Origin of the sequence: Roseobacter sp. (genome assembly GCF_024639605.1) — a bacterium.
Lineage (GTDB): Bacteria > Pseudomonadota > Alphaproteobacteria > Rhodobacterales > Rhodobacteraceae > Roseobacter.
Genome location: NZ_JAHEHZ010000117.1, coordinates 1 through 11,178 on the forward strand (window position 1 = coordinate 1; position 11,178 = coordinate 11,178).

Sequence of the window (11,178 nt, forward strand, 5' to 3'; positions counted from 1 at the left end):
TGCCGCCGGGACTGTTGCTGGGACGGCTGGCAAATTTCATCAATGCCGAGCTCTGGGGACGCCCGACGGACCTGCCCTGGGGTGTGGCCTTCCCGGGCACAGCAGCCCAGGATTGTCCGGGCGTTGAAGGCTTGTGCGCCCGCCACCCCTCGCAGCTTTACGAGGCGGGGCTTGAGGGTCTGTTGCTGGGCGCGGTGCTGATCTGGCTCGTGTGGCGCAGCGGTGCGCTGAAGCGCCCCGGGTTTGTGGCGGGTGTGTTTTTCGCAGGCTATGGGTTTTCGCGCTTCCTCGTGGAGTTCGTCCGCCAGCCTGATGCCTATTTCGCCGCCCCCGGTAATCCGCTGGGGCTTGCCTGGCATGTGGGCGGCTGGGGCCTCACGATGGGACAGATCCTGTCGCTGCCAATGATCCTCGCCGGGCTCTGGCTGATGGCACGGGCCCGGCTCCGTCAATGACACTGCGCGACCTGCTCACGGCACGGATCGCGGAAAACGGGCCGGTTTCCGTCGCGGAGTATATGGCCGAGTGCCTGCTGCATCCCCGGTATGGTTACTATACCGCGCGCGAACCGTTTGGCCGCGCGGGAGACTTTACCACGGCACCCGAAATCAGCCAGATGTTTGGCGAACTGATCGGGCTTTGCATGGCACAGGCCTGGCTCGATCAGGGCCGCCCGTCACCCATTACTCTGGCCGAGGCTGGTCCCGGCCGCGGCACCCTTATGGCCGATATCCTGCGGGCCACGGCCGGCGTACCGGGCTTCCATGAGGCCGCGACGATTACGCTTTTCGAAGTCTCGGAGAAGCTGCGCATTCTTCAGAAGACGGCCCTTGCACCGGTCAGACCGGTCTTTGCCGATACCCTCGATGCCCTGCCGGATGCGCCCTTGTTTCTTGTTGCCAATGAATTTTTTGATGCGCTGCCCGTGCGCCAGTTTGTGCGCACAGAAAAACACTGGCGGGAACGCCAGGTCGGCCTGCAGAACGGCGCGCTGTGTTTTGGTCTTGCACCTGAGTTGCCCCAACCGGCTCTGTCGCATCGCCTGGAAGATACGAGCCCCGGAGATATGGTCGAATACGCACCTCAGGCCGGGCCACTGGCCGAAGCAACGGGCCGCAGAATAGCACAGGCCGGCGGGCTGGCGCTGATCATTGATTATGGCGAGTGGCGCAGCACCGGCGACACATTCCAGGCGGTGAAAGAGCATAAAAAGACCGGCGTCTTTGAGCAACCCGGCCATGCGGATCTGACCGCGCATGTGGATTTTGAAGGTCTCGCGCGGGCGGCTCCCTGTGCTGCAAGCAGGCTGACACCACAGGGGCATTTTCTGGAAAGACTGGGCATCACAGAACACGCGCGCCGGCTTGCCACCGGTCTCAGCGGCACGGCGCTGGAAGAGCATATCGCTGCACATCGCCGCTTGACGCACCCTGACGAAATGGGAACTCTGTTCAAAGTACTGGGTCTTTATCGCGATGCTGACGGACCGCCACCCGGATTGGAACGATGACACTTGAAATCCTGACCGCAGACAGTCTCGGACCTTTAAAGCATGGGTTTTTCACCCGCCGCGGGGGCGCGTCATCGGGTGTGTTTGCCGGGCTTAACTGCGGATCCGGGAGTTCTGATCAGTCCGAAATTGTCGCGATCAACCGTGCGCGCGTAGCAGAAGCAATGGGCGTCGGCACTGATCACCTTGTGGGCGTACACCAGGTTCATTCGGCTGATGCGGTGACTATAACGGGCCCGCTGGAAGAAAAACCCAAAGCTGACGCGCTGGTCACAGATCAGCCCGGTATCGCGCTGTCGATCCTGACAGCAGACTGCCAGCCTGTGCTTTTTGCCGATCATGAGGCCGGCGTCATTGGTGCGGCTCACGCCGGATGGAAAGGCGCCCTGAACGGCGTGCTGGAATCGACGATCAAGGCCATGCTCGGACTGGGGGCTGTACGTGGCAACATCCATGCTGTTATCGGACCTTCAATTTCGCAGGCCGCCTATGAAGTCGGGCCGGAATTTTTCGATGCCTTCAGCGCTGAGGATCCGGAGTACACGCGGTTTTTTGCAGGTGGCAACGGTGACCGGATGATGTTCGATTTGCCGGCCTTCGGGCTCTACCGTCTGCGCCAGGCAGGCATCGGATCAGCCGAATGGACGCGGCATTGTACTTACGCGGATGCAGACCGGTTCTATTCCTACCGGCGCAGCACCCATAAAAAAGAAGCCGACTACGGCCGGCTGATCGCGGCGATCACACTGTGAAATCGAACCAAACGCGGCAAAAAACCGGCGAAACCTGCCCCGGCATGGTCGCATTTGCCGTGAACAATGCTGCATTCTATGCCCAATTGTCTCTTGATTCGGTGGTTTTGCGCCCCGTTTCCTCATAAAAACAACGAAAAATCGCAGGGTACCCAAAATCGGGCAATTCGTTCAAAATTGCAGCAAATTTTCTGTAAAATTATTTCAGATTTATTGTTTCCCGCCCCAAACCTGCCCGAATGGTCGGGCAATTTGATGCTCAACGAGAGGCAAATGCCCCGGAGCAGACAAAAAAGAGCAGGACAAGAGCATGAAAACCAACAAACGCTTTATCCGGTCCGTAATTAAGACCGCCGATACGTCAAAAACTGAAATGCCCTGGCAACGGGGGGTGCGTCGTGCAGCTTTTATCGCAAAGCGCGCCGGTAAAGAGCAACCGGTCGCCAGATCTGCCTGAATCATTCCCTCCAGAGTGACGGCCCCGGCAGAGGCCATATCCCTGACCCTTCCGCGACGAATCGCGGGAGGGTTTTTTCTTGCGGCAAATGTGACGAGCCGGCTCAGGCTGGAGAAACAAACCAGCCGGATTGTCAGGATTGATCCCGTGATCAGGTCGAATAACACCGGATCTTTGACAGAACCGCTGGCCGTCGCACATTCTCTCCTGACCCAAGACACGAAAGAACATGTACCTGTCCTTTCCGTGCTCGTCGGTGGGGCCGACACGGGATGTGACCAGCTTTAAAAGGTGATCGCATGACCCTCACGCCGCCCGCATCCACACTGCCTGCATCCGTATCCGCATCTGATACCCGCCCCGCATCCCGCATCAACTGTGCGGTCCGGATTGCGGATATCGCCGCTCTGAGATCAGACCGCAGCACGATCATCGGGCAGCGCCGGATCCCGGCCCTGCCGCTTTTCGACAGGGCGTTTTCAGCCTTCGCGCGTGGCACGCTTGTGCACACGCCACACGGCCCCGTGGCCGTAGAAGATCTGCACCCCGGCGACAAGGTCGCAACCTCCGGCGGCACCGGTGAAATCACATGGATCGGATCAGCGTCTTTCGCGCCCGCAGATGACGCGGCCCGTATGCCGCTTACCCGCATCATGGCTGACAGCTTTGGTGTGAACCGGCCAGACAGTTTTGTCAGCCTCGGAGCTGCGGCATGTTTGCTGCAAACACCCGCGCACCTTCGTGCAAGCTATGAAGGTCGCCAGGTCATGACCCCGGCGAGGAATTTTGTGGATGGCGTGAATGTGATCGAAGTAACACCGCCGACCCCGGTGCGGCTCTTTCATATCGCCCTGCGCCAGCACGACGCGATCATTGCGGGCGGTCTTGAGGTTGAGAGCTTCCACCCTGATGCGGCGGCCCTGCGGGATACATCGCATACGCTGCGCGATGTTTATATGTCGCTCTTTCCGCACATTGATTCGCTCAGCGAATTCGGGCCGGTGGCCCTTGAACGGTTGCCGCCGGACGCGTCAGATCAGACAGCAGCCTAACCGGCAGCACTCAGGCGCGCTTCGAGCACATCAAAGGGCACGCCCGGGTCATCCTTGGCACAGCGGATCACCAGCGATGTCTTGACGCTGGCCACATTCGGAGTGGTCAGCAATTCGCCGGTAAGGAATTTCTGAAAACCGGAAAGGTCGGGTGCCGCGCATTTCAGAATGAAATCTACCTCGCCGTTGAGCATATGGCACTCGCGCACAAGCGGCCAGGCCCGGCAGCGGTTTTCAAAGGCGGTCAGATCGGCTTCAGCCTGGCTGGCCAGGCCAACCATCGCAAAAACCTGTACTTCAAAACCAAGCTCGCGGGCGTCCACTTCTGCGTGGTACCCTTTGATATATCCCGACTCTTCCAGAGTTCTGACCCGCCGCAGGCAGGGAGGCGCCGAAATGCCTACCCGTCGTGCGAGCTCGACATTGGTCATCCGACCATCTGCCTGCAATTCAGCAAGGATCTTCCGGTCTATCGGATCCAGACGTGTTCCTGCCATATGGCCCCCTTAATTTTGCAGAAGTTATATCACCACCACAATCGTGCGCAATATTATTTCTCAATTGCGCAATAATCTTTCCGGGTTTCCTCGAACCAGCAATCCCGCTATGCACCGGGCGTCTGCATTCGAGGGGTTTAAGCCCTGCCGCCGCCGCTATATATCGGAGGCTGCTGCAACCAGATCAGACGGGGATTTTCATGGGTGAAATACGTAAAACGCGCGTACTTATTATCGGCTCAGGCCCTGCCGGTTATACCGCCGGCGTCTATGCCAGCCGCGCGATGCTGGACCCCCTTCTGGTGCAGGGTATAGAACCGGGCGGGCAGCTGACCACCACCACCGAAGTCGAGAACTGGCCCGGCGACACCGAAGTGCAGGGGCCCGATCTGATGGTGCGCATGGAAGCCCATGCCAAAGCGATGGGTACCGAGATCATCGGCGATATCATCACCGGTCTGAACCTTGAGAAACGCCCGTTTGTCGCCACTGGGGACAGTGGCACGACCTATGTGGCCGATGCTGTGATCCTCGCGACCGGCGCGCGGGCCAAATGGCTTGGACTGCCTTCCGAGGAGAAATTTAAAGGTTTCGGTGTCTCGGCCTGTGCGACCTGTGACGGCTTTTTCTACCGGGGTCAGGAAATTGTCGTGATCGGCGGCGGCAATACCGCCGTGGAAGAGGCGCTGTTCCTGACGAACTTCGCCTCAAAAGTCACTCTGATCCACCGCCGCGATGAATTGCGCGCGGAAAAAATACTCATCGACCGGCTGATGAAAAACCCCAAAATCGAGCCCCTATGGTTTCATGAGCTCGAAGAGGTCGTGGGCACGGATGCTCCGCTCGGTGTCGAAGCGGTGCGGGTAAAGAGCACAAAAACCGGCGAAATCACAGAAATCCCGGCCAAAGGTGTCTTTGTCGCCATTGGCCACGCGCCCGCCAACGAACTCGTGAAGGACGTGCTTGAGACGCATATGGGCGGCTATGTCGTCACGAAACCTGACAGCACCGAGACATCGGTCCCCGGTGTGTTTGCCGCAGGCGATCTGACCGATCACAAGTACCGGCAGGCGGTCACATCTGCCGGCATGGGCTGCATGGCGGCCCTGGAGGCGGAGCGCTTTCTGGCAGAGAACGAGGGTGAAGAGACCTCCCTGCCCCTCGGCTATGGTGCCGAGGTCTCAGAGAGCGCTGCTGAATAGAACGCAGACCGGGAACCTCATGCGGGTGTTGCCTGCGTACGGTGGGTTAAGCCGGTAAACACAAGACATATGGATAACGCCAGACGTGCCCGGACCGGAGACCGGTCTGAACCGTTGCAAGCGAGGTCCATATGCCCACACGTGCCGCCCTGTCCCATATTCCCGGCCCGCCCCTGCCGCCGATCGTCGGCCATACGCTGACGATCGCGCGCGACAGCTATGGCACACAACAGGAGTATATTCGTCGCTATGGCCCTGTTTACAAAACGAAGATGCTGGGCATCTGGCGGGTCAATCTTTGCGGAGCGGACGCGCTGGAACATGTGCTGCTGGATCAGGGCAAGAATTTTTCGTCCGAAGGCGGCTGGGACGCGCTGCGCAAAATATACCCGGGCGGGCTCATTCTGCAGGATTTTGACAAACACCGTATGAACCGCAGGATTATGACGGCGGCCTTTCGCGCCTCTGCCATCCGGGAATACAGGGCGCGCATGGAGCAGACGATGAACGATCTGCTGCTCACCTGGCCCCGCGAACGTCCGTTTGATTTTTATGCCGCCATAAAGGATCTGACCCTGCGCATGGGTGGTGCTGTCTTTATGGGGCTGCCGCTTGATGGCGCGCTGGCGCAAAAGATCAACCGCGCCATCAAAAATGAAATCCGCGCCTCGGTCACGCCGATCCGCCATGCCATTCCCTTTACGCCGATGTGGCACGGGGTGCGGGGGCGCGATTTTCTGCGCAACACATTCCGGGATCTTATCGCTGAACGCAGGCTGTCGGGCGGCGATGATTTCTTCTCGCATATGTGCATTGCCACGGATGATGACGGTCATTCATGGGATGAAGAGCAGATCGTCAACCAGTTCAATCTGCTGATCATGGCCGCACATGACACCACCGCCACCTCTCTGACCGTGATGATGTCTGCTCTTGGCTCTCACCCTGAATGGCAGCGCCGCCTGGTTCAGGAAGTGGCAGATCTGGGGGACGTAGCGCTCGATGAGGAAGCGCTGGCAAAGATGACTGAGACCGACAAGGTTTTCCGGGAAGCGCTGCGCCTTGTGCCCCCTGTGCCTTTTATTCCGCGTCTGGCGCTGCGTGATTTTCACTGGCAAGGCTTTGATATCCCCGCCGGGACGTCCCTGGCGCTCAATCCGGGCGTCACGATGCTCTCGTCGGATCTCTACACAAATCCCGACGCGTTTGATCCCGACCGGTTCAGCCCGGGACGCGCCGAAGACCGCAGCCACCGTTTTGCGTGGACACCTTTTGGCGGCGGGGCGCACAAATGCATCGGGATGCATTTCGCCACCATGCAGGTAAAGCTCTTCGTGGCGACGCTGCTGCGCACAAACCGGGTCGTGCTGCCTTATGGCGCACCGGAATGGCAACGGATGCCGATCCCGAAACCAAAAGGGGGTCTGCCGCTCGTGCTGCACCCCGCAAAATCTTTGCACAGGACCGCCTGACACCGGTCAGGGAAAATGCACAGTGCCTGACATCACGATGACGCCGTTGCCGCCGACTTCTACTCCGGTGATGGCGTCGTGCGGGCCCAGCACGCTGACCTGCGCCTGCCCGGGACGGCCCATGGCGTGTCCTTGTTCGGCGACAAAGTCCGGTCTGCCGATCAGCCCGTGCGACCACAGATACGCCGCCATGGCACCGGTCGCGGAGCCGGTGAAGGGGTCTTCTGCAGGGGATGGCGGCGCCAGCAAAAGGCGCGCGTAAGTATCACCGGCTTCTGTTGCCCCGTCCTGAATAACCCAGAAAGGCTCCATCAGGTCCGTCCCGGTCTGCCCCAGATGCGTGGCGAGCCGTTGCATGGCGGCATGATCAAAAGTCAGCGCCTCAAGGGCTGCGCGATCGCGCAGAACTGTAATGCAGAACGGCAGTCCCGTTGAGACAATCTGCGGTGGCGCGATGATCTGATCGGGTGAAATGCTGCCCACTGCGGCGACGATACCGGGAGGTACGGTCTCGCCGAACTGCGGCGCGATCTGGGTCATCGTGACCCTTGTGCCGCTGACCGTGACCGGAACGATGCCCGCCCCTGTCTCAAGTGTCAGGGACCCGTCGCCTGTCATGCCACGGGACCGCATCGCAGCCACAGTCGCGATGGTGGGATGGCCGGCAAAAGGGATCTCGCGGCTTGCCAGGAAATATCTGACACGAATATCAGCGACGTCCGACGGACCGGTAAAAGTGCATTCCACCAGCGAGGTTTCACGGACATAAGCCATGCATAATTCGGCGGGCAGTTCCGCTCCGTCGTGCACGACCGCGCAGCCGTTGCCGCCAAAGGCGCTTGCGGCAAAGGCATCCACCCAGTCAAACTGATACTCCATCGCCGGTCTCCCGAAATAAAAGAAGGGCCGCAGCGGTCTGCAGCCCTTCTTAATTCTTCAGCACGCCTCAGGCGGCGTCAATGCACCGCGACGGGCGCATAGTCATTCTGCCGCGCAAGACGGAACGCGAGGTTGCGGTCAGCGACAAGTGCCAGCTGCTGGCCCTCGCTGTCGTGCACAGCGTAGAGCTGTTCAATGCCTTCGATCTGGCCCTGCACCTCATCGGGCAGGTCAGTCACATCAATCGCTTTCACGTAAACGATGCGGCTGTCTGTCTGGTGTCCTTCAAACGGTTCGTGCATGGCTCACCCCTTTCTGATGTTGATTTTTTTGATAACGGACTGCGGTTTTGCGCGTGTCAGATCGATGTGCAGCAGACCGTTTCCGATGATTGCTTCTCCCACGTCCACACCATCGGCGAGCACAAAGCTGCGCTGAAACTGGCGGGCCGCGATGCCACGGTGCAAAAACACGCGTCCTTCGCTGTCATCAGTCTGACGACCGCGGATAACAAGCTGCCGGTCCTCGACAGTGATCGAGATGTCTTCTTCGGCAAAGCCTGCAACAGCCAGCGTGATCCGGTAGGAAAAATCGGATGTCTGTTCGATATTGAACGGAGGGTACCCCTCGTTGCCGGACTTCGCAGTGCGTTCCAGCAGGCGTTCAAGCTGTTCAAATCCCAGCATATGGGGATATGAACCAAGGGTCATTTTCGTCATGCGACACGTCCTTTTAGGTCAAGCGACAGTCATTCAGGATCCCTTAGCGGCGATCCCTGAGATGAATATGGGGAGCAGTCGAGCCGGAGACAAGGGCTATGCGATAAAGTCCCGAACGCTTATGATGGTACCGGTAACAGCTATGGAATCACGCTGCGATGAACGTTCAGTCTGACCTTTCGATGAAGACCGATGAGGTGCTGCGCGTGGAACTCGAGGTTTTTCGCCGCGAACACCGCGATCTGGACGAGGCGATTCACGCCCTGGCGGAAAAAGGTATGGGCGATCAGCTGACACTGCAGCGGCTGAAAAAACGCAAACTGCGCCTCAAGGATGTTATCGCGCAGATCGAAGACCGTCTGACGCCGGATATCATTGCCTGAACTATTCTGACCGCATTGCCAGGCAGGACGATTCGACTATAGTTCCGGCTCGCGCGGGACAGGCTCAGGGAACCCTTACATATGACCACGCCGGTTGTTGGCATTATCATGGGCAGTCAGTCCGACTGGCCCACCATGAAAGAGGCAGCGGTGCTGCTGGACGAACTTGGCGTGGCTTATGAGACAAAAATCGTCTCGGCTCACCGCACCCCCGACCGTCTCTGGGACTATGGTAAATCGGCTGTGGGTCGCGGACTGCAGGTGATCATTGCCGGTGCCGGTGGTGCTGCGCATCTGCCCGGAATGATGGCGTCCAAGACCCGCGTGCCGGTCATCGGCGTGCCGGTGCAGACCCGCGCGCTGTCGGGCGTGGATTCTCTTTATTCCATTCTTCAGATGCCAAAGGGTTTCCCGGTGGCAACCATGGCGATCGGGTCTGCGGGAGCTGCCAATGCCGCGCTGATGGCTGCAGGTATTCTCGCTCTGAGCGACGAGGCCCTGGCCGGCCGGCTTGATGGCTGGCGCGCTGCCCTCTCTGCCTCAATTCCTGAGGAACCGGCTGATGACTGAGCCCCTGCGCACCGGCGCCACCATCGGTATCCTGGGCGGCGGACAGCTCGGGCGGATGCTGAGCGTGGCAGCCTCTCGCCTCGGCTTGCGCTGTCACATATATGAGCCATCGGACAACCCGCCCGCCGGACAGGTCGCGGATGCCGTCACCACCGCTCCTTATGAAGATGCACATGCACTCAAACGCTTTGCGCAGAGTGTCGATATAGTGACCTATGAGTTTGAAAACGTACCGACCGCGGCACTGGATACCATCGAAGAAACCGTCCCGATCCGGCCCGGCCGCGAGGCCCTTCGGATCAGTCAGGATCGTCTGACCGAAAAGACCTTTCTGCAGGATCTCGGGCTTCAGGTCGCGCCTTTCGCGGACGTTTCCGATATTGGCGCGCTTGCCCAGGCTCTGGCTCTCATTGGCACCCCTTCGATCCTGAAGACCCGCCGCTTCGGCTATGACGGCAAAGGACAGGCGCGGCTGCAGGACGCGCAGGATGCCGCCACTGCATATGCGCAGATGAAGGATCAGCCTGCCCTGCTCGAGGGGTTTGTGGACTTCAGCTATGAAGTTTCAGTGATCGCGGCCCGCAGTGCGGCAGGCGATGTTGCCTGTTTTGATCCTGGCGAGAACGTGCACAAAGACGGCATTCTGCGTACCACTTCCGTTCCGTCGCGGCTGAACGCAGCACAGCGGACGGACGCTGTTCTGATCGCGGCCAGAATTCTGAATGCGCTCGATTACACCGGTGTTCTCGGGGTTGAGCTTTTTGTCACGCAAGGCGGGCTCGTGGTAAATGAGATCGCTCCCCGTGTGCATAATTCCGGCCACTGGACCCAGAACGGATGCGTCGTGGACCAGTTTGAGCAGCATATCCGTGCCATCGCCGGATGGTCTCTGGGCGATGGCAGCCGCTATGCCGATGTAACGATGCAAAACCTCATCGGCGATGACATAGACAAGGTCCCTGCGCTCAGTGCGGAGAAGAACGCCGCTGTGCACCTCTATGGCAAGGCCGAAACAAAGCCCGGGCGCAAGATGGGCCACGTGAACCGGATTACCGGATAATCAGCCGAAAAACCGCTCGGCAATCCGGCCCGAAACATGGCTGAACATGCCACCTGCCAAAGTTGCTGCAACCCGGCGCGTGGTGGCATCAAGAATGACCAGATCGGCGCGTTTTCCCGGCTCCAGCGTGCCGCGGTCGGTGAGACCAAGCGCGCGCGCGGGCCCGGAGGATACAAGCCCCCAGGCCGTTTTGAAATCGACCATACCGGTGTCGGCAAGCATCAGTGCCGCGCGGCGCGGGCTGGGGTAATGGTAGTCAGAGGCCAGCGCGTCGCAGTGGCCCATCGCAATCAGATCAATGGCGCTGGCGTTGCCTTTGTGAGAGCCGCCGCGCACCGCATTGGGCGAGCCCAGAACAACCGTACCACCAACATCCTTTGTAGCCTCGGCGGCTTCAATGGTCTCCGGAAATTCCGCGATGCTGACACCACGGGACTGCCAGGCAACCCGGTGGTCGCGTGTTGCGTCGTCATGGCTGCCCATCCGCACGCCCAGGGCGGCAAGGGCGGCGCACAGGGTATCCAGTGCGGCAGGCACCTGCGCCATGCCGGCATGCAGGTTCTGCAGCATTTCAAGATGCACTTCGGGATTGCGGGCAGCTTTCAGCGCCTGCCCTACCAGCCCG

The 11,178-nt window shown here is 59.8% G+C and carries 15 protein-coding genes; 10 read left to right on the forward strand and 5 right to left on the reverse strand.

Features of this window, described 5'->3' with window-relative positions; translation table 11 throughout:
- From Q0M35_RS13940 to Q0M35_RS13960, 5 genes are all read left to right on the forward strand, one after another.
- On the forward strand, positions 1-455 hold a 455-nt coding region (locus tag Q0M35_RS13940; protein WP_295316331.1), incomplete at its 5' end, for a prolipoprotein diacylglyceryl transferase.
- Complete coding sequence (locus tag Q0M35_RS13945) at positions 452-1,510, forward strand: SAM-dependent methyltransferase (protein WP_295316333.1); 1,059 nt, start codon at positions 452-454, stop codon at positions 1,508-1,510. The genes Q0M35_RS13940 and Q0M35_RS13945, both read left to right, overlap by 4 nt.
- Entirely contained in the window at positions 1,507-2,262 is a 756-nt protein-coding gene (gene pgeF / locus Q0M35_RS13950) for a peptidoglycan editing factor PgeF (protein ID WP_295316335.1), read from the forward strand. The genes Q0M35_RS13945 and pgeF overlap by 4 nt, the downstream gene beginning before the upstream one ends.
- Before the next feature lie 310 nt (positions 2,263-2,572).
- Entirely contained in the window at positions 2,573-2,719 is a 147-nt protein-coding gene (locus tag Q0M35_RS13955; RefSeq protein WP_295316338.1) for a hypothetical protein, read from the forward strand.
- Positions 2,720-3,018: 299 nt separating this feature from the next.
- The gene (locus Q0M35_RS13960) at positions 3,019-3,771 is read left to right on the forward strand and encodes a Hint domain-containing protein (protein WP_295316340.1); all 753 of its coding nucleotides are present in this window, start codon (positions 3,019-3,021) and stop codon (positions 3,769-3,771) included.
- Here the strand turns inward: Q0M35_RS13960 and Q0M35_RS13965 are convergent.
- The gene (locus Q0M35_RS13965) at positions 3,768-4,268 is read right to left on the reverse strand and encodes an Lrp/AsnC family transcriptional regulator (protein ID WP_169641444.1); all 501 of its coding nucleotides are present in this window, start codon (positions 4,266-4,268) and stop codon (positions 3,768-3,770) included. The genes Q0M35_RS13960 and Q0M35_RS13965 overlap by 4 nt on opposite strands.
- A gap of 200 nt (positions 4,269-4,468) precedes the next feature.
- Between Q0M35_RS13965 and trxB the strand changes: the two genes are divergently transcribed.
- On the forward strand, positions 4,469-5,470 hold the full coding sequence (gene trxB, locus Q0M35_RS13970) for a thioredoxin-disulfide reductase (RefSeq protein WP_295316344.1): 1,002 nt from the start codon (positions 4,469-4,471) through the stop codon (positions 5,468-5,470).
- Positions 5,471-5,601: 131 nt separating this feature from the next.
- A complete protein-coding gene (locus Q0M35_RS13975; protein WP_295316346.1) occupies positions 5,602-6,942 on the forward strand; it encodes a cytochrome P450 in 1,341 nt (446 codons plus the stop codon).
- A gap of 6 nt (positions 6,943-6,948) precedes the next feature.
- Here the strand turns inward: Q0M35_RS13975 and Q0M35_RS13980 are convergent, their stop codons facing one another.
- From Q0M35_RS13980 to Q0M35_RS13990, 3 genes are all read right to left on the reverse strand, one after another.
- Positions 6,949-7,821, reverse strand: a complete 873-nt coding sequence (locus tag Q0M35_RS13980) for a PhzF family phenazine biosynthesis protein (protein WP_295316347.1) — start codon at positions 7,819-7,821, stop codon at positions 6,949-6,951.
- 77 nt (positions 7,822-7,898) lie between these two features.
- Positions 7,899-8,123: a DUF1150 family protein gene (locus Q0M35_RS13985; protein ID WP_295316349.1), complete on the reverse strand. Its 225-nt coding sequence runs from the start codon at positions 8,121-8,123 to the stop codon at positions 7,899-7,901.
- Positions 8,124-8,126: 3 nt separating this feature from the next.
- A complete protein-coding gene (locus tag Q0M35_RS13990; RefSeq protein ID WP_295316351.1) occupies positions 8,127-8,540 on the reverse strand; it encodes an Hsp20 family protein in 414 nt (137 codons plus the stop codon).
- Positions 8,541-8,698: 158 nt separating this feature from the next.
- On the opposite strand from Q0M35_RS13990, the gene Q0M35_RS13995 reads away from it, so the two are divergent.
- The 3 genes from Q0M35_RS13995 (at position 8,699) to Q0M35_RS14005 (ending at position 10,553) form a co-directional block, all read left to right on the forward strand.
- Positions 8,699-8,923, forward strand: coding sequence for a DUF465 domain-containing protein (locus Q0M35_RS13995; RefSeq protein WP_295316353.1), 225 nt, complete (start codon positions 8,699-8,701; stop codon positions 8,921-8,923).
- Positions 8,924-9,004: 81 nt separating this feature from the next.
- Positions 9,005-9,493, forward strand: coding sequence for a 5-(carboxyamino)imidazole ribonucleotide mutase (gene purE, locus Q0M35_RS14000; RefSeq protein WP_295316355.1), 489 nt, complete (start codon positions 9,005-9,007; stop codon positions 9,491-9,493).
- Positions 9,486-10,553 carry a 5-(carboxyamino)imidazole ribonucleotide synthase gene (locus Q0M35_RS14005; protein WP_295316357.1) on the forward strand — a complete coding sequence of 356 codons (1,068 nt, stop codon included), beginning with the start codon at positions 9,486-9,488 and terminating at the stop codon, positions 10,551-10,553. Before purE ends, Q0M35_RS14005 begins: the two co-directional genes overlap by 8 nt.
- Here the strand turns inward: Q0M35_RS14005 and Q0M35_RS14010 are convergent.
- On the reverse strand, positions 10,554-11,178 hold a 625-nt coding region (locus tag Q0M35_RS14010; protein WP_295316359.1), incomplete at its 5' end, for an alpha-D-ribose 1-methylphosphonate 5-triphosphate diphosphatase.

Coding starts and splice junctions, on each gene's coding strand:
- Q0M35_RS13975 (WP_295316346.1), top strand. CDS start 5,602: ATGCCCACACGTGCCGCCCTGTCCCATATTCCCGGCCCGCCCCTGCCG.
- Q0M35_RS13960 (WP_295316340.1), top strand. CDS start 3,019: ATGACCCTCACGCCGCCCGCATCCACACTGCCTGCATCCGTATCCGCA.
- pgeF (WP_295316335.1), top strand. CDS start 1,507: ATGACACTTGAAATCCTGACCGCAGACAGTCTCGGACCTTTAAAGCAT.
- Q0M35_RS13965 (WP_169641444.1), bottom strand. CDS start 4,268: ATGGCAGGAACACGTCTGGATCCGATAGACCGGAAGATCCTTGCTGAA.
- Q0M35_RS13990 (WP_295316351.1), bottom strand. CDS start 8,540: ATGACGAAAATGACCCTTGGTTCATATCCCCATATGCTGGGATTTGAA.
- Q0M35_RS13995 (WP_295316353.1), top strand. CDS start 8,699: ATGAACGTTCAGTCTGACCTTTCGATGAAGACCGATGAGGTGCTGCGC.
- Q0M35_RS13980 (WP_295316347.1), bottom strand. CDS start 7,821: ATGGAGTATCAGTTTGACTGGGTGGATGCCTTTGCCGCAAGCGCCTTT.
- Q0M35_RS13985 (WP_295316349.1), bottom strand. CDS start 8,123: ATGCACGAACCGTTTGAAGGACACCAGACAGACAGCCGCATCGTTTAC.
- purE (WP_295316355.1), top strand. CDS start 9,005: ATGACCACGCCGGTTGTTGGCATTATCATGGGCAGTCAGTCCGACTGG.
- Q0M35_RS13945 (WP_295316333.1), top strand. CDS start 452: ATGACACTGCGCGACCTGCTCACGGCACGGATCGCGGAAAACGGGCCG.
- Q0M35_RS13955 (WP_295316338.1), top strand. CDS start 2,573: ATGAAAACCAACAAACGCTTTATCCGGTCCGTAATTAAGACCGCCGAT.
- trxB (WP_295316344.1), top strand. CDS start 4,469: ATGGGTGAAATACGTAAAACGCGCGTACTTATTATCGGCTCAGGCCCT.
- Q0M35_RS14005 (WP_295316357.1), top strand. CDS start 9,486: ATGACTGAGCCCCTGCGCACCGGCGCCACCATCGGTATCCTGGGCGGC.